This window comes from Streptomyces sp. NPDC002676, assembly GCF_053592455.1.
Map to the genome: position 1 here is coordinate 71,647 of NZ_JBSFVT010000007.1, position 15,706 is coordinate 87,352.

A 15,706-nucleotide genomic window follows, 5' to 3' on the forward strand; every position below is an offset into this window, starting at 1 on the left:
GGCCGGATTGGCCGGTCTCGGAATTTTTCTTTTCGCACGCCGCACCCGCGGTTTCGGCCCGCTGATCCGTATCACCCGCGGGAGGTGTGCGTTCGGTGCGGATGCGTGGGATCAGAGGACGGGCCGGCTGCGGCCACGGAGAGGGGGCACGGGTGGAGGCGGACGAGCTTCTGGTGCTCGTGGCGGGCGGCGACCAGAAAGCCTTCGAGGACCTGTACGGACTGGTGTCCGGCCCGGTGTACGGGCTCGTACGGCGGGTCCTGCGCGACCCCGCCCAGTCCGAGGAGGTCGCGCAGGAGGTGCTGCTCGAACTCTGGCGCTCCGCCGCGCGGTTCGACCCCCGCCGGGGCAGCGCCCTGTCCTGGGTCCTCACCCTCGCCCACCGGCGGGCCGTCGACCGGGTGCGCAGCGCCCGCGCGGCCGGCGAACGCGAGCAGCGCGAGGCCCTGCGCGCCGGTGAACCCGCCTTCGACCAGGTCGCCGAGGAGGTCGAGGCCGGGCTGGAACGCGAATGGGTGCGCCGCTGCCTGGAGCGGCTCACCGCCCTGCAACGTCAGTCCGTCACCCTCGCCTACTACGACGGCTACACCTACCGTGAGGTGGCCGAGCGGCTCTCGCTGCCGCTGGGCACGGTCAAGACCCGGATGCGCGACGGACTCACGCGGCTGCGCGAGTGCCTGGGAGGTGCCGCATGAGCGTCCTCGGCCGGCTGCTGCGCCGGGAGGATCCGCACTCCCTCGCCGCGCCCTACGCCCTCGACGCCCTCGAACCCGGCGAGCGGCGCCGCTTCGAGAAGCACCTCGCCCGCTGCGAGCGCTGCGCCGCCGACGTGCGGGCCCTGTCCGAGGACGCGGTGCGCCTCGCCTGGTCCACGGCGGCGCCGGCCCCGCCCGCACTGCGCGACCGCGTCCTGGCCGCCGTACGCACCACCCCGCAGGACTCGCCGGAGCAGACACCCGCCCGGGAGCCCGCCCGGAAGCAGACCCCGGCCCGCGGGCGCGCCCGGCGACTGCCGCCGCACGTCTGGGGCACCCAGCCTCCGCCGTCACGCCCCCGTACGCCCCGGACGCGCCCCCTGTTCGTGCCGCTCGCCACGGCGACCGCCGCGGCGGCCCTCGTCGTCGCCTCCCTCTTCGCGGTCCAGGCGCACCGCACCCAGGACCGGCTCGACGCCGAGCGGGCTCAGGCACGTGAGATCGCCCACGTTCTCGCCGCTCCCGACGCCCGCGCCGCCGGCAGCGAGGACGCCCGCGGCCGCAAGATCGGAGTGATTGCTTCCGTATCGCAAGGACGGGCCGTCGTCACCCTGAGCGGATACGGCACCGCGCCCGCCGGCCGCGTCCGTCAGCTGTGGCTCCTGCGCCCCCATGTGCAACCGCGCTCCCTCGGGCTCCTCGCGGGGGACACGCCCTTGGTCGCCAAGGGGCTGGAGAAGTCCTCGATGTCACTCGCCGTAACCGTCGAGCCTGATGGTGGCTCAGTGCGGCCAACTGGTCAGCCGGTTGTCCAACTCACCTTGAAATCGGTCGGATTCGGAGAGTAGCCATAGCGGGTTGGTCAACCGCCTTACAGGGAAGGTGAATCCTGTGACCGTGATACACGCGTGCTCCGCCCAGGCGATAGGGTTACTCTGCCCGGGCCGGGTGGACTCGTACGGGTGGGGAGTGACATGGAGCAGATAACGATGCGCAGCAGGGCGAGGGTCCCTGCTATCACCTGCGGGAGCAGCGCGACCAGTTCGCGTCTGGACCGTCATCTGTCGGTGCTGGCGGGTCCCGCCATACCGCAGCAGAAGACGATCGAGGCGACGTCGCTGATGCTCGAGCTGACCGCACGTGACACGGTGCGTCAGCACAGCGACCGGGGTACGCGTGTCCGCGGGGTCTCCCTGTTCGCGCCGCTGCGCCGACTGCGCCGTTCGCTGTTCGGCGGCCACTGAGGGGCCCGCGCTCAGGCCGCCACGCCGTCCCGGCGCAGCGCTGCGATCTCCTCGTCCGTCATCCCCACGGCACGCAGCAGCGCCTCGGTGTGCTGTCCGAGCGCGGGCACATCACCCATCCGTGCCTCGTCCCCGCCCGGCAGTGTGATGGGAGGCAGTAGCGCCCGCAACGGCCCGACCGGCGAACCCACCTCGCGCCACCGCTCCCTGGCCGCGAGCTGCGGATGCGCCGCCAGCTCGGGCAGATCCCGGAGCCGGGCGCACGCGATGCCCGCCTTCTCCAGCCGCGCCAGCGCCTCCTCGGCGTCCAGTGCGCCCAGTGCCCCCGCGACCAGCTCGTCGGTGCGCTCCCGGTTCGCCACCCGTGCCGCGTTCGTCGCGTATGCCGGATCCGTCCCCAGTTCCGGCCTGCCCATGACCTGTTCGGCCAGCCGCCGCCACTCCCGGTCGTTCTGCACCGACAGCAGCACCCGTCCGCCGTCCGCCGTCGCATAGGCGTCGTACGGCGCGATGACGGCGTGCGCGAGCCCGGTACGGGCCGGGGGCTCGCCCCCGTGCATCGCGTGGTGCAGTGGGTGCCCCATCCACTCGGCCAGCGCCTCCAGCATCGACACCTCCACTGGCCCGCCCCGCCCGGTCGTGCCGCGCCGCACCAGCGCGGCCAGCACCCCGGAGAACGCGTACATGGCCGCCGCGATGTCCGCCGCCGGAATCCCTGCCTTCACCGGCTGCCCGGGCGTCCCGGTCACCGACACCAGCCCGGCCTCGCACTGCACGAGCATGTCGTACGCCCGCTTGTCCGCGTACGGTCCCGAGCCGCCGTAGCCCGAGATGTCCACGGCGATCAGCCGCGGATGCGCGGCACACAGCGTGGCCGCGTCCAGCCCGAGCCGGGCCGCCGCGCCATGGGCGAGGTTCTGCACGAACACGTCCGCGTCCGCGATCAGCCGCCGTACGACATCGAGGCCGCGCGGGTCCTTCAGGTCGAGGGCGATGGACTCCTTGCCCCGGTTGCACCACACGAAGTGCGAGGCGAGACCGCGGGCCGCGGTGTCGTAGCCGCGCGCGAAGTCGCCGCCGTCGACCCGCTCCACCTTGACGACCCGGGCCCCCAGATCGGCGAGCTGCCGGGTCGCGAAGGGTGCGGAGACGGCCTGCTCGACGGCGACGACGGTGATGCCCTCCAGGGGCAGCGGGACATGATCCATGGCCTGTTCCATGCGCTGGATCATGTCCCGCGACCGGCGCCCTTGTCAGTACCGCGTGCGGTACGCCTCACCGCCTGCCCGTGCCCGTGCCCGTGCCCGTGCCCGTGCCCGTGCCCGTGCCCGTGCTCGCGTCAGCGTCAGCGTTCGCCGTGTGCGTACCGGCGCACCGCGAGCGGCAGGAACACGGCGATGAGCGCGAGACTCCACGCCAGCGACCCGGCGACCGGGTGCGCCACAGGCCAGGCCGAGTCCGCCGGGACAGGCGTGTTGCCGAACAGGTGCCGCAGGGCCGTCGTCACCGCGCTGATCGGGTTCCACTCGGCGAGCGTGCGCAGCCAGGCGGGGAGGTTGCCGGTCGGGATGTACGCGTTGGACAGCAGGGGCAGCACGAAGGAGGAGGAGCCGAGCTGGCCCGCCGCCTCCTCGCTGCGGGTGAGCAGCCCCAGGAAGATCCCGGCGCAGGTGCAGGCGAACCGGAAGAGCAGCAGCAGCCCCACCGCCCCGGCCGCCGCGAGCGCGGACCCCTCGATCCGCCACCCCACGGCGAGCCCGGCCAGCAGCAGCGGGACGGTGCCCACGGTCGTGACGACGAGGTCCGCGACCGCCTGCCCGAGGGGGATGGCGGCCCGGCTCACCGGCATCGTGCGGAACCGGTCCATCACCCCCCGGTGCGTGTCCTGGGCGGCCTGGAACATGCCGGTCATCAGCCCGCCGGCCGCCGTCGCCACCAGCAGACCGGGGACCAGGAAGGAGCGGTACTCGCGGCCGGGCATCGCCAGCGCGCTGCCGAACACATAGCCGAAGAACAGCAGCATGTTGATCGGCATCATCTGGGTCAGGACGGCCAGCCCCGGACTGTTGCGGACCCGCCGCAGCTGCCGTCCGGTCATCGCGAGACCGTCGTACGCCAACGCGCTCATGCCGCACGCTCCTTGCTGCCGTGCTCCGTGCCGTCGGCCGGTTCGCCGGTGAGCCGGAGGAAGACGTCGTCGAGGGTGGGCGGGCGCAGGCTCGCGTCCAGCAACGGCACACCGGCCGCGTCGAGTTCGCGCACCAGCCGGGGCAGGGTCAGGGTCGGATCGGTGGTGTTCACGCCGACGGAGTTGCGCTCGCGGTCGAACACCGGCTCGCTGCCCGTGAGTTGATCGAGCACGGCGGCTGCCCGCACCAGCGCCTCGGGATGGGCGACGACGGCCTGGGCGAACGACCCGATGAGCGCCTTGAGTTCGCTGGGCGAGCCGGTGTGCGCGATCCGGCCCCGGTCCATCAGGGCTATGTCGTCGGCCAGTTGGTCGGTCTCCTCCAGGTACTGCGTGGTCAGCACCACGGTCGTTCCGTCCGCCTTCAGCTCCCGGACCGCCTCGTGAATACGGTTGCGGCTGGCCGGGTCGAGTCCGGTGGTCGGTTCGTCCAGGAAGAGCACCTCGGGCCGCCGGATCAGACTCGCTGCGAGGTCCAGCCGGCGCCGCATGCCGCCGGAGTAGGTGGCCGCCTTCCGGTCCGCCGCCTCGGTGAGCCCGAAGCGCTCCAGCAGCTCACCGGCGCGCTCGGCAGGCCCCCGGACCCGGTGCAGCCGCGCGAACAGGCGCAGGTTCTCCCGGCCGGTGAGGTCCCCGTCGACCGAGGCGTACTGCCCCGTGACCCCGATCCGCTCCCGTACGGCCGCCGCCTGCCGCACCAGATCGCGCCCCGCCACCCGGGCCGAGCCCCCGTCCGGCCGCAGCAGCGTGGTCAGCAGCCGCACGGCCGTCGTCTTCCCCGCCCCGTTCGGCCCGAGCAGCCCGCACACCGTGCCCCGGGCCACGGCCAGATCCAGGCCCTGCACGGCCCGCACAGCGCCGAAGCGCTTCTCCAGCCCTTCACTAAGTACAGCGTACGTAGTAGTCATGGGGTGACCATAGCGCACTACGTACGGTGTACGTAACTACGATGGTGGCCGAGGTGATGACCGATGGCAGTCCGAGGGGCCGTACCCGAGGTGATCTGGGCCCGCCCCGAGCGCACGGGCAGGGGGCCAAAGCCGGCGTACACGCGCGACGACATCGCCGCAGCGGCCGTCCGGATCGCCGACGCGCAGGGGCTCGACGCGGTGTCGATGCGGCACGTGGCGGCCGAACTGGGCTGCGGCACCATGTCGCTGTACAACTACGTCCCCCGCAAGGAGGACCTGTACGAGCTGATGGTGGACGCGGTCAGCGCGGAGCACGCCCCGTGGGAGCCGAGCGGCGACTGGCGGGCCGACCTGCTCCGCGTCGCGCACCAGACCCGCGCGCTGATGCACCGCCACCCGTGGCTGCCGCGCCTGATGTCCCCGGTCTACGGCTTCAGTCCGCACGCTCTGCGCTACCTGGAGCACTGCCTGGCCTGCCTCGACCCGCTGAAGGCGTCCTCCGGTGCCAAGTTGGAACTGATCGCGATGCTCAACGGTGTCGTGACGGCCTATGTCCGCAACGAACTCGACACCGCCGAACGGGTCCGCGCCCTGCCGTGGTCCGAGGAGGAGGAGAGCGCGGCCCGGATGGCCTACCTGGGCAGCCAGATCGCCTCCGGCGCGTATCCGAGGTTGGCGGCGGCGTTCACGGCGGACCCCGGTCCGGTCGACATGGAGGCGGTGTTCCAGCGGGCGCTGGAACGGGTCCTCGACGGGTTCGACCCGGAGCGGGGAGCTCGGTGAGCCAGGACCGCTCCGGTCGTCAACTCGCGTTGATCGCGGAGACGTTGGAGGCCGCCCGCCGCTGCGGCATCGAGCTGTGGCTGCGCGGCGGCTGGGCGATGGACTTCTTCCTCGGCGAGGTCACGCGCGAGCACGGCGACATCGACTGGTTCGCCTGGGCCCTGGACGCGGCACCCCTGCGCGCGGCCCTGACCGGCCTCGGCCACCGCCCGGTGCCCGGCCCGCCCGCCGACCTCCAGCTCGACTTCGTAAGGGACGGCCTGGACAGCAGCTTCACCCTGCTGGACCGGGGCGCCGCGGGCCGCGTGACGGTCGCCGGCGGCCCCTGGGCCGGAACGCCCTGGCCGGACGGGCTGCTCGACGCCGGGCCGGGGCGTATCGGCGAGCTGGTGGTGCCGATCGTCAGCCCGCACGCCCAGATCGAGATCAAGCGCATGATGCCGGTCTGGGATCCCTCCCGGCCCCGCCGCGCCAAGGACGCCGAGGACATCGCCCGGCTGGAGGCCGCCCTGCGCAGCCGCTAGAGCAACGCGAACTGGCCCTCCGGGCCCTCCTCGGGGTGGTCGAGGACCGAGGCGGGGCGGCGGGACGAGTCCGGCGGGGGGAGGATGCCGGCGCGGCTCAGTTCGGTCGTCGTGAGGGTCGAGGTCGTCTTCGCCTGCAACTCCGCCCTCAGGGGGCGCAGTTCCGCCAGCAGGGCCAGGACCGTGATCAGTTCCAGGAGTTCCGACGTCCAGGTCTGCGGCCAGGTCGCGGGGCGGATCGCGGCGAGGGTGCCCGGCTCGGCGGGGGCCGTGCGCGCCGCGAACCAGGCCTCCAGGACGCGGACTCCGGCCACCTCGTAGTCCCAGGCCGTCGGCGGGACGGGGGAGACGCGGCCCTCGTCCAGGTGCAGGGCCTCCTCGTCGCGGTCGTAGTGGAGGGTCGAAGGAAGCGTGGGCAGGGGTGCACGGACGTAGGGGCGGCGGCCACCGGGCAGCTTGGGGCGTTCGCCGTCACGGCGCAGCAGCCACAGTGTGCGGTGGCCCAACTCCACGCCGCTCGCCCAGAGTTCGGCGTCCCCGGTGAGCGGGACGGAGAGGTCGGGGCGGATCGCGGTGAGGATCCAGGCCAGCACGTCCGGTGGTGTCACCGGCCCGCCCAGCCTGGCCGTCAGGTGGTCCAGCAGGCCCGGCGCCAGGTTGGGTTCCGTGCCGCCGGGGCGGCGGTACAGCGGGCGGACGCGGCCGGTGCGGAGGGTGGGGAGCAGCGCGGTCGCGAGCACCGGCTCCTCGCCGGCCGTCTCGGCGACGAACACCTGCTGCCCGTCGGCCACCCGCCACAGCTCCGGCCGGGCCGAGTCGATCAGCCGGTGGTCGGGGATCAGCCACTGCTCGTCGAAGGGCGCCGCCAGGACCCGTACCGGCTCGGCGCAGGGGCCCTCGGCGCGTGCCAGCCGCTCCGTTCCACCGGAGCGGCCCGGCAGCTGGCCCACCGCCGAGTGGAGCGTGCGGGCGCGGGTCGGCCCGAACAGGACCTCCCGGTCCGGGCCTTCGGCCTTCAGCAGGGCGTCCCAGCGGGCCTTCAGGGAAGCCGGGTCGGGTGCCAGCGGCCAGGCGCGGCCCGGCCGCATGGGTGCGACGGACCACGGCATGAGGTCCGCCAGCGGCGGAGCGTCGTCGTGCGTCACGCTGGGCATGGTAAGGCCTGACTGCGCCGCGGGATCAGGTGGCGTCCAGCGTGACCGTGAAGGAGAAGCGGTCGCCCCGATAATGGATGACTGCCACGTCCAGCACCCGCCCGTCGGTGTCGTACGTCACGCCCGTGTAGTGCAGGATCGGGCTGAGCAGCGGCACTTGGAGCAGCCGGGCGGTCTCCGGGTCGGCGAGCCGGGCCTCCACGGTGTCCGTGATGCGGCTGATGTCCGCCTTGACGACGTCCCGCAGCACCTTGGTCATCGGCCAGCGGACCAGATCCTCCAGGTCGATGCGCGCGGCCAGTTGGGGGCGGACGTGGTTGACGGCGTGGTTGGTCGGCTCGCCGGTCTTCTCGTCGCTGCGCAGCCGGTGGTACGTCGCCACCTCCGCGAGGTCCGGGAAGTACTCGGTGAGTTCGCCCGGCACGGGGGCCGTGCCGTGGTCCAGCAGCTCGGTCGTCATCCCGGACTGCTGGGCCACGATCGCGTCCACCGAGCCCAGCAGCCGCACGGGGGCGGCGCGCCGGACGTCGGGCTCGATGAACGTGCCACGCCGCCGGTGCCGGCTGATCAGCCCCTCGTCCTCCAGCTCCTTCAGCGCCTGCCGCATGGTCAGCACGCTGACGCCGTAGTGCTCCGCCAGCTGCTCCTCGGTGGGCAGGCGCAGCGGGTCCCGGGGGGAGCGGCCGAGGATCGAGGCGCGCAGCGACTGCGACACCTGATACCAGAGCGGCAGCTTGCGGTTCAGGACGATCGAATCCGGAGCGAATGAGGTCACTGGGCTATCCGTATCTGGTGAAGAACGGTCAGCGCAATGCCGGCGGACGGAGTGGTCACGGCATGCGGAAGTGCCGTTCGAGACCCTGCCACACGTCGTCGTAGCGCTGCTGGAGGTGGTCCGCCCCGGCGGCCTGCGGGGTGAGGGTCACCGGCCAGCGGGTCTCGAACATGAACGCCAGGCCGTCGTCGATCTTCTGCGGCTTCAGCTCGGCCGCGCTCGCCCGGTCGAAGGTCTCGCGGTCCGGGCCGTGCGCCGACATCATGTTGTGCAGCGAGCCGCCGCCCGGCACGAAGCCCTCGGCCTTCGCGTCGTAGGCGCCCTCGATCAGGCCCATGTACTCGCTCATCACGTTCCGGTGGAAGTACGGCGGCCGGAACGTGTCCTCGCCCACCAGCCAGCGCGGCGCGAAGACCACGAAGTCGACGCCGGCCAGCCCCGGGGTGTCGGACGGGGACGTCAGGACCGTGAAGATGGACGGGTCCGGGTGGTCGTACGAGATGGTGCCGATCACATTGAAACGGCGCAGATCATAGACGTACGGCACATGGTTGCCGTGCCAGGCGACCACATCGAGGGGGGAGTGGTCGTACGTGGCCGTCCACAGATTGCCGCAGAACTTGTTCACCACCTCCACCGGGCCCTCCACGTCCTCGTACGCGGCGACCGGCGCCCGGAAATCGCGGGCGTTGGCGAGCCCGTTGGCGCCGATCGGCCCGAGATCGGGGAGCTGGAACGGCGCCCCATAGTTCTCGCACACATAACCGCGAGCCGACTCATCGAGCAGCTCCACACGGAAGCGCACCCCACGCGGGATCAGCGCCACATGGGCAGGCTCCACGTGGAGCAGGCCGAACTCGGTGCGCAGCAGCAGCCCGCCGCGCTCCGGCACGATCAGCAGCTCGCCGTCGGCGTCGCTGAACACGCGCTCCATCGACGAGTTGGCGTGGTACAGGTGCACGGCGATGCCGGTGCGCTGGGCCGCGTCGCCGTTGCCGCCCAGCGTCCACAGACCGCCGACGAAGTCGGTCCCCGCGGGCGGCTCCGGCAGCGGGTTCCAGCGCAGCCGGTTCGGGTCGGGCACCGCCTCCGTGAAGGGGGCCGTGCGGATCGCGCCGTTGTCGGTGCGGGTGAACGCCGGGTGCGCGGCCGACGGGCGGATGCGGTACAGCCAGGACCGGCGGTTGTGTGCGCGCGGCTCGGTGAACGCCGTACCGCTCAGCTGCTCCGCGTACAGGCCGAGCGGCGCGCGCTGCGGCGAGTTGCGGCCCTCGGGCAGGGCGCCCGGCACCGCCTCCGAGGCGTGTTCATTGCCGAACCCGGACAGATACGACAGTCCCTCGGCGGTCTTCCGCGCGTCCGCGCTCATGCTCGCTCCCTTGCGACCTTGCGACGGTGATACCTGACTGATTCCTATGTATCACCGTAGGAATGTAGGAGTGCGGACGCAAGAGGACCTCTGCTCCTCCCTCCGGGGTAGGAGGAGAACCAGACTTCAGGGGGATTCGGGTGTCGGAGGGGTGTTCTAGTCTCCGGTGCATGTCATGGACGTCATGGACCCGTAGCTCCCTCACCGTGCTCGCGGTCTGCCTCCTGCTGCCGTTCGGCGCGGCGGGCTGCGGGACCGGCGAGGCGCACGGGAGCGGCGGCGCCGTGTCCTCCTCACCGGTGGGCAAGGTCCTGGACGACACCGACGAGACCGGCCGGCACCTGCGCGAGGTCGGCAAGCACGACGCGCCCGAGGTCGGCGTCGAGGTCACCCCCGACTCCGTCGGCGGCTGGGACGTCCGGCTGACGTTCCAGCACTTCCGCTTCTCCGCCACCGGCGCGAAGCCGAAGGCGGTGTCCGGGCGCGGCCTCGCCTGCCTCTTCGTCGACGGCCGACGCGTAGCCCGGCTGCACACCCCCGAATTCCACCTGGCCGGCCGCCTGGTCCCGCGCGGTACCCACCACGTCACCGCCCGCCTGTACGCCGACGACGACACCGTGTGGGCCGTGCACGGCAGGAAGGTCGAGAGCACCGCCGACATAACGGCGTCCGGCGCGGACGCGGATCCGGTTCACCCTCTGGGACGAGGTTCACCGGATCCCGGCGGAAAGGCATCATGAGGTCCGTGTCCGACGCCACCTCGCTCCGCCGCGCCCCCGTCCAACGCCGCAGCGCCGAGCGGCTGACCAGAATCCTCGACGCCTGTGCCGACCTGCTGGACGAGGTCGGTTACGACGCCCTGAGCACCCGGGCCGTCGCCCAGCGCGCCGGAGTGCCCATAGGCTCCGTCTACCGCTTCTTCGGCAATAAACGGCAGATGGCCGACGCCCTCGCCCAGCGCAACCTGGAGCGGTACGCGGAGCGGGTCACCGAGCGCCTGAAGGAGGTGCGCGACGGCGACTGGCGGGCCGCCATGGACGCGGTGCTGGACGAGTACCTGACCATGAAACGCACCGCGCCCGGCTTCTGCCTCGTGGACTTCGGCAACCAGATCCCGGTCGGCGTCCGGCTGGCCGAGCCCAACATCCGGGTCGCCGACCGCCTCACCGAACTGCTCTCCGGCTACCTCGGCCGCACCCCGGACGAGGACCTGCGCCGCGTCTTCCTCGTCGCCGTGGAGAGCGCGGACACCCTGGTGCAGCTCGCGTTCCGCCTCGACCCCCAGGGGGACGAGGCGATCATCGGCGAGACGCGGGAGCTGCTGCGGGCGTACCTGGGGCGCGTCCTCGACTGAGCCTCTGCGCGGGGTGGCTGCAGGGGCTCCCCTCCATGCCTACTGGTCGGTATGCTCACCCCCGAGCCTGCCTGAACGTGCTCGCCCGGCACCGCCGCCGACAACCGGGAGGACCCGTGTCCCGCACCGCCCTGCGAATCTGCCCCCTGTGCGAGGCCACCTGCGGGCTGACCCTCACCATCGAGGGCACCCGCGTCACCGGAGCCCGCGGCGACCGCGAGGACGTCTTCAGCAAGGGGTTCATCTGCCCGAAGGGTGCCTCCTTCGGCGCCGTCGACGGCGACCCCGACCGGCTGCGCACCCCGCTCGTCCGCGAGGACGGCGCCCTGCGCGAGGCCACCTGGGAGGAGGCCTTCGACGCCGTCGCCGCCGGGCTGCGCCCGGTCCTGGAGGGGTGCGGCGCCGACTCCGTGGGCGTGGTCCTCGGCAACCCCAACGTGCACACCATGGCCGGCGCCCTCTACCCGCCGGTCCTGCTCGGCGCGCTGCGCACCCGCAGCCTGTTCACCGCCTCCACGGTCGACCAGATGCCCAAACACGTCTCCAGCGGGCTGCTGTTCGGCGACGCCAACGCCATCGCGGTGCCCGACCTGGACCACACCGACCATCTGCTCCTGATCGGCGCCAACCCTCTGGAATCCAACGGGAGTCTGTGCACCGCGCCCGACTTCCCCGGCAAGCTCAAGGCGCTCAGGGCGCGCGGCGGCACCCTCACCGTCATCGACCCGCGCCGTACCCGCACGGCGAAACTCGCCGACCGGCACCTCGCGATCCGCCCGGGCACCGACGCCCTGCTGCTCGCCGCGATGGCCACCGTGCTCTTCGAGGAGAACCTGGCCGACCTCAAGGACCTCGCACCGCACGTGCAGGGAGTGGACGAAGTACAAGACGCCCTGCGGGAGTTCACCCCCGAGGCCGTCGCCGGTGCCTGCGACGTCGACGCGGACCTCATCCGCACCCTCGCCCGCGAACTCGCCGCCGCCCCCACCGCCGCCGTCTACGCCCGCATCGGCAGCTGCACCGTCCCGCACGGCACCCTGGCCAGCTGGCTGGTCGACGTCCTCAACATCCTCACCGGCAACCTCGACCGGCCCGGCGGCGCCCTCTTCCCGCAGGCCGCCACCGACAAGACGCCCCGCCCGGCCGGCCCCGGCCGCGGCTTCACGCTCGGCCGCTGGCACTCCCGGGTACGGCAACACCCCGAGGCCAAGGGCGAGTTGCCGCTCTCCGCGCTGGCCGAGGAGATCGACACCGCGAGCGACGAGGGCGAGCCGGTCCGCGCGCTCATCGTCCTCGCCGCCAACCCGGTGCTGTCCGCGCCCGACGGCGACCGCCTCGACAAGGCCCTGGGCTCACTGGACTTCATGGTCAGCGTCGACCCGTACCTGAACGAGACCTCGCGCCACGCGGACGTCGTCCTGCCGCCGCCCCCGCCCTCCCAGAGCCCGCACCACGACTTCGCCTTCAGCACCCTCGCCGTGCGCAACCAGGTCCGCTACACCCGGTCCGCCGTCCCGCTGGAGCCCGGCCGCATGGCCGAGTCCGAGATCCTCGCCCGGCTGATCCTGGCCGCTACGGGCATGCACGGCGCCGACCCGGCCGCCGTCGACGCGATGGTGATCGACCAGACCCTCGGCAAGGCCGTCCGGGAGTCCCACTCCCCGGTGCACGGCCGCGACCCGAAGGAGCTGGCCGCGCAGCTCACCGGCGACACCGGTCCCGAGCGGCGGCTCGACCTGATGCTGCGCCTCGGCCCGTACGGCGACGGCTTCGGCGCCCGGCCCGACGGGCTGACCCTGGACAAGCTGCTCGCCCACCCGCACGGCATCGACCTCGGCCCGCTGCGCCCGCGCCTGCCGCAGCCGCTGAAGACCGTGAGCGGCAAGATAGAGCTGCTGCCCGGACCGATCGCCGGCGACCTGCCCCGGCTGCACGCGGCCCTGCGCGAACGCCCCGCCGGGCTGCTCCTCGTCGGCCGCCGCCATCTGCGCTCCAACAACAGCTGGATGCACAACGTGCCCGCCCTGACCGGCGGCAGCAACCGCTGCACCGTGCACATCCACCCCGAGGACGCGGCACGCCTCGGCGTCCAGGACGGGGCGGACGTACGCGTGAAGGGCGCCGGGGGAGAGGTGATCGCACCGGCCGAGGTCACCGACGGCGTCCGGCCGGGCGTGGTGAGCGTGCCGCACGGCTGGGGCCACGACCGCCCCGGCACCCGCCTGACCCACGCGGCCACCGACCCGGGCGTCAACGTCAACCAGCTCCTCGACGGCAGCCTGCTCGACCCGCTGTCGGGCAACGCGGTCCTCAACGGGGTGCCCGTCGAGGTCGCCGCACTCACCGCAAGGCCGTGACCTGGAGTTCTGCGCCTATTTGCGGGCGGCGCTGACCTCGCTGGTCGTCCTCGGCGCGCCGCAGGACGCACAAGGGGGAGGATGGACTCATGAGGCCCGGCGGGAACCGCGGCTGGCTGCTCCGCCTCGTCATCGCCTTCGGCTTCGCGCAGGGGGCGGTGTCGATGGCCCGGCCCGCCGTGTCCTACCGGGCCCTCGCGCTGGGCGCCGACGAGCGCGCGGTCGGCGTCATCGCCGGGGTGTACGCCCTGCTGCCGCTCTTCGCCGCCGTACCGCTCGGCCGCCGTACCGACCACGGCCGGTGCGCGCCCCTGCTCCCGCTGGGCGTGGTCCTCATCTCCGGCGGCTGCGTGCTGAGCGGGCTCGTGAAATCCCTCTGGGGGATGGCTCTGTGGAGCGGGGTGATGGGGCTCGGCCACCTCTGCTTCGTGATCGGTGCGCAGTCCCTGGTGGCCCGCCGGTCCGCGCCGCACGAACAGGACCGCAACTTCGGCCACTTCACCATCGGCGCCTCCCTCGGCCAGCTGATCGGCCCGGCCGCCGCGGGCGCCCTGATCGGCGGCCCCGACATGGCCCGCAGCAGCGCGCTCGCGCTCGTGGTGGCGGGGGCGGGCGCCGCCGTGGCGTTCACCTCGCTGTGGCGCATCGAGGACCGTACGGTCGCGGGCCCCCGTCCCCCGCGCGGCGGGCGCGTGCCGGTCGGACGGATCCTTCGCGCCCGGGGCGTGCCCGCGGGGATGCTCATCAGCCTGTCCGTGCTGTCCGCCACCGACGTCCTCACCGCCTACCTCCCGGTGGTCGGCGAGCACCGGGGCATCGCGCCCGCGGTGATCGGCGTCCTGCTCAGCCTGCGCGCGGGTGCGACGATCGCCTGCCGGCTCGTCCTGTCCCCGTTGCTACGGCTGCTCGGCCGGCCCGCGCTGCTCACCGTGACCTGTCTCCTCGCGGCCCTGCTGTGCGCGGGGGTCGCGCTGCCCGTGCCGGTGTGGGTGCTCGGGGTCCTGCTCACCGCGCTCGGCTTCTGTCTCGGGGTGGGGCAGCCGCTGTCCATGACGACGGTCGTGCAGGCCGCCCCCGAGGACGCCCGGTCCACCGCGCTCGCGCTGCGCCTGACCGGAAACCGGCTCGGCCAGGTCGCCGCCCCGGCCGCCGCCGGCATGGTCGCGGGAGTGGCCGGGGTCGCGGCGCCGTTCGTGATGCTGGGGGCGTTGCTTCTGCTGTCCTCGGGTGTGGCGCTGCGGTCGCCGAAGAAGCCCGCCGCGGGCCGGGAGGCGGCGGAGGCGGAGCGGAGGGCGGGCCGGGGAGCGGACCGGGGAGCGGATCGGGGGCGCGCTCGTCGTTGAGCCGGAAGAGCGATATCCGAGCGGTTTCTGACGGGGACTCGGCACCGCTTCCGGGCGGGCGAAGGTCCGGTGACACAGAGTCAGGCAAGGCAGATTGTATGAAAATCGCCTGATTCGGAGTGTGGTTCATGCCGACCCCGTCGATGACCCGACGCCTTCGACTTCGACCGGAACCAGCAGGTCACCTGGACCATTTCCGGCTCCGCCGCCGCCCGCATGGCGCCGCGTAGTCCGGTTCGCAGGCCGTGGCACCGGACGCGCGCCTACCGCCTGGCCCGCACGGCCGCCCTGACCGTCGTCCTGGTGGTGAGCGGCGCCCGGTGCGCGGGCGGCGGCGACGGCCCAGCCGCGGACTCCGGCGCGACCGTCCGCGCGGACGCCCGGGGCGGTGAGCAACCTCCGCGGGACCCCGCACCGACCGGGCAGGCGAGCGCGACCCCCGCCGGGCGGCCAAGTACCGCCCCCGCCACGCCGGCCCCTCGTCCCCCCACCCCCACCCCCACCCCCAGTCCCCGCCCCCTGCCCCGCTCCCGCGCCAGCGCCCTCGCCATCCCCTATCTGAGCGTCCAGGCCCGGGTCTTGGGCCTCCGCCTCGACCGTGAGCGCCGCATGACTGCCCCGCCGGACGACGATCCGAAGCTGGTCGGCTGGTATCAGGACGGCCCCTCACCGGGCGAGCGGGGCACCGCCGTCGCCGTCGGCCATCTCGACACCGACACCGGACCCGCCGTCTTCGCGGGCCTGTCCCGGCTGAGCCCCGGTCGCGTCATCGAGGTCCGGCGTGCCGACGGCCGTACCGCCGTCTACGCCGTGGACGCCGTCCGCACCTTCGAGAGGTCGCACTTCCCCGACCGTGAGGTCTACGGCGACCGGGGCCGCCCCGAACTGCGGCTGATCACCTGCGGCGGCACCTACCACCGCCGCACCGGCCACGCCGGCACTGTGGTCGTCTTCGCCCACCTCGTGGCCGTCCGCGCGGCGGGCGCACACTGAAACCCCACCCCGAGGA

At 73.1% G+C, this 15,706-nt stretch carries 16 protein-coding genes; 10 read left to right on the top strand and 6 right to left on the bottom strand.

Annotation, left to right across the window (positions count from 1 at the left end):
- Positions 1–152 precede the first annotated feature (152 nt).
- The 3 genes from ACWD3E_RS20990 to ACWD3E_RS21000 all read left to right on the top strand — a co-directional run bounded on the left by ACWD3E_RS20990 (position 153) and on the right by ACWD3E_RS21000 (position 1,939).
- Entirely contained in the window at positions 153–695 is a 543-nt protein-coding gene (locus ACWD3E_RS20990; protein WP_451389053.1) for a sigma-70 family RNA polymerase sigma factor, read from the top strand.
- On the top strand, positions 692–1,543 hold the full coding sequence (locus ACWD3E_RS20995) for an anti-sigma factor (RefSeq protein WP_451389054.1): 852 nt from the start codon (positions 692–694) through the stop codon (positions 1,541–1,543). Before ACWD3E_RS20990 ends, ACWD3E_RS20995 begins: the two co-directional genes overlap by 4 nt.
- 126 nt (positions 1,544–1,669) lie before the next feature.
- Complete coding sequence (locus ACWD3E_RS21000; protein ID WP_451389055.1) at positions 1,670–1,939, top strand: hypothetical protein; 270 nt, start codon at positions 1,670–1,672, stop codon at positions 1,937–1,939.
- 11 nt (positions 1,940–1,950) lie between these two features.
- Here ACWD3E_RS21000 and ACWD3E_RS21005 read toward each other — a convergent pair whose 3' ends face one another.
- The 3 genes from ACWD3E_RS21005 to ACWD3E_RS21015 all read right to left on the bottom strand — a co-directional run bounded on the left by ACWD3E_RS21005 (position 1,951) and on the right by ACWD3E_RS21015 (position 5,035).
- Entirely contained in the window at positions 1,951–3,147 is a 1,197-nt protein-coding gene (locus ACWD3E_RS21005; protein ID WP_451389365.1) for a CaiB/BaiF CoA transferase family protein, read from the bottom strand.
- 137 nt (positions 3,148–3,284) lie between these two features.
- Positions 3,285–4,067, bottom strand: a complete 783-nt coding sequence (locus ACWD3E_RS21010) for an ABC transporter permease (RefSeq protein ID WP_451389056.1) — start codon at positions 4,065–4,067, stop codon at positions 3,285–3,287.
- Positions 4,064–5,035 carry an ATP-binding cassette domain-containing protein gene (locus ACWD3E_RS21015; RefSeq protein ID WP_451389057.1) on the bottom strand — a complete coding sequence of 324 codons (972 nt, stop codon included), beginning with the start codon at positions 5,033–5,035 and terminating at the stop codon, positions 4,064–4,066. The genes ACWD3E_RS21010 and ACWD3E_RS21015 overlap by 4 nt, the downstream gene beginning before the upstream one ends.
- Positions 5,036–5,098: 63 nt before the next feature.
- Here ACWD3E_RS21015 and ACWD3E_RS21020 point away from each other — a divergent pair, with 63 nt between their 5' ends.
- Complete coding sequence (locus tag ACWD3E_RS21020) at positions 5,099–5,821, top strand: TetR/AcrR family transcriptional regulator C-terminal domain-containing protein (protein ID WP_451389058.1); 723 nt, start codon at positions 5,099–5,101, stop codon at positions 5,819–5,821.
- Complete coding sequence (locus ACWD3E_RS21025) at positions 5,818–6,345, top strand: nucleotidyltransferase domain-containing protein (protein WP_451389059.1); 528 nt, start codon at positions 5,818–5,820, stop codon at positions 6,343–6,345. Before ACWD3E_RS21020 ends, ACWD3E_RS21025 begins: the two co-directional genes overlap by 4 nt.
- Here the strand turns inward: ACWD3E_RS21025 and ACWD3E_RS21030 are convergent.
- Genes ACWD3E_RS21030 through hmgA form a run of 3 tightly spaced genes read right to left on the bottom strand, consistent with a single transcriptional unit; the run spans position 6,342 to position 9,643 of the window.
- A complete protein-coding gene (locus ACWD3E_RS21030) occupies positions 6,342–7,499 on the bottom strand; it encodes a type ISP restriction/modification enzyme (protein ID WP_451389060.1) in 1,158 nt (385 codons plus the stop codon). The two genes, ACWD3E_RS21025 and ACWD3E_RS21030, sit on opposite strands and share 4 nt — an antisense overlap.
- Positions 7,500–7,524: 25 nt before the next feature.
- Positions 7,525–8,274: a GntR family transcriptional regulator gene (locus ACWD3E_RS21035; protein WP_451389061.1), complete on the bottom strand. Its 750-nt coding sequence runs from the start codon at positions 8,272–8,274 to the stop codon at positions 7,525–7,527.
- 55 nt (positions 8,275–8,329) lie between these two features.
- Positions 8,330–9,643 (bottom strand): homogentisate 1,2-dioxygenase, encoded by a 1,314-nt coding sequence (gene hmgA, locus ACWD3E_RS21040; RefSeq protein WP_451389062.1) that lies wholly within the window; start codon positions 9,641–9,643, stop codon positions 8,330–8,332.
- Between the two features lie 170 nt (positions 9,644–9,813).
- Between hmgA and ACWD3E_RS21045 the strand changes: the two genes are divergently transcribed.
- The 5 genes from ACWD3E_RS21045 to ACWD3E_RS21065 all read left to right on the top strand — a co-directional run bounded on the left by ACWD3E_RS21045 (position 9,814) and on the right by ACWD3E_RS21065 (position 15,690).
- Positions 9,814–10,383 carry a hypothetical protein gene (locus ACWD3E_RS21045; RefSeq protein ID WP_451389063.1) on the top strand — a complete coding sequence of 190 codons (570 nt, stop codon included), beginning with the start codon at positions 9,814–9,816 and terminating at the stop codon, positions 10,381–10,383.
- Entirely contained in the window at positions 10,380–10,997 is a 618-nt protein-coding gene (locus ACWD3E_RS21050; RefSeq protein ID WP_451389064.1) for a TetR family transcriptional regulator, read from the top strand. Before ACWD3E_RS21045 ends, ACWD3E_RS21050 begins: the two co-directional genes overlap by 4 nt.
- 116 nt (positions 10,998–11,113) lie before the next feature.
- Complete coding sequence (locus ACWD3E_RS21055; protein ID WP_451389065.1) at positions 11,114–13,354, top strand: molybdopterin oxidoreductase family protein; 2,241 nt, start codon at positions 11,114–11,116, stop codon at positions 13,352–13,354.
- Between the two features lie 89 nt (positions 13,355–13,443).
- Entirely contained in the window at positions 13,444–14,697 is a 1,254-nt protein-coding gene (locus tag ACWD3E_RS21060; RefSeq protein ID WP_451389066.1) for an MFS transporter, read from the top strand.
- Positions 14,698–14,913: 216 nt separating this feature from the next.
- The gene (locus tag ACWD3E_RS21065; RefSeq protein ID WP_451389067.1) at positions 14,914–15,690 is read left to right on the top strand and encodes a class F sortase; all 777 of its coding nucleotides are present in this window, start codon (positions 14,914–14,916) and stop codon (positions 15,688–15,690) included.
- The last annotated feature ends 16 nt before the right edge of the window (positions 15,691–15,706 follow it).

Excerpts from the sequence above, each read along its gene's own strand:
- ACWD3E_RS20995 (WP_451389054.1), top strand. The coding sequence starts at position 692 with ATGAGCGTCCTCGGCCGGCTGCTGCGCCGGGAGGATCCGCACTCCCTC.
- ACWD3E_RS21000 (WP_451389055.1), top strand. The coding sequence starts at position 1,670 with ATGGAGCAGATAACGATGCGCAGCAGGGCGAGGGTCCCTGCTATCACC.
- ACWD3E_RS21005 (WP_451389365.1), bottom strand. The coding sequence starts at position 3,147 with ATGGATCATGTCCCGCTGCCCCTGGAGGGCATCACCGTCGTCGCCGTC.
- ACWD3E_RS21010 (WP_451389056.1), bottom strand. The coding sequence starts at position 4,067 with ATGAGCGCGTTGGCGTACGACGGTCTCGCGATGACCGGACGGCAGCTG.
- ACWD3E_RS21015 (WP_451389057.1), bottom strand. The coding sequence starts at position 5,035 with ATGACTACTACGTACGCTGTACTTAGTGAAGGGCTGGAGAAGCGCTTC.
- ACWD3E_RS21020 (WP_451389058.1), top strand. The coding sequence starts at position 5,099 with ATGGCAGTCCGAGGGGCCGTACCCGAGGTGATCTGGGCCCGCCCCGAG.
- ACWD3E_RS21030 (WP_451389060.1), bottom strand. The coding sequence starts at position 7,499 with ATGCCCAGCGTGACGCACGACGACGCTCCGCCGCTGGCGGACCTCATG.
- hmgA (WP_451389062.1), bottom strand. The coding sequence starts at position 9,643 with ATGAGCGCGGACGCGCGGAAGACCGCCGAGGGACTGTCGTATCTGTCC.
- ACWD3E_RS21045 (WP_451389063.1), top strand. The coding sequence starts at position 9,814 with ATGTCATGGACGTCATGGACCCGTAGCTCCCTCACCGTGCTCGCGGTC.
- ACWD3E_RS21050 (WP_451389064.1), top strand. The coding sequence starts at position 10,380 with ATGAGGTCCGTGTCCGACGCCACCTCGCTCCGCCGCGCCCCCGTCCAA.
- ACWD3E_RS21060 (WP_451389066.1), top strand. The coding sequence starts at position 13,444 with ATGAGGCCCGGCGGGAACCGCGGCTGGCTGCTCCGCCTCGTCATCGCC.
- ACWD3E_RS21065 (WP_451389067.1), top strand. The coding sequence starts at position 14,914 with ATGGCGCCGCGTAGTCCGGTTCGCAGGCCGTGGCACCGGACGCGCGCC.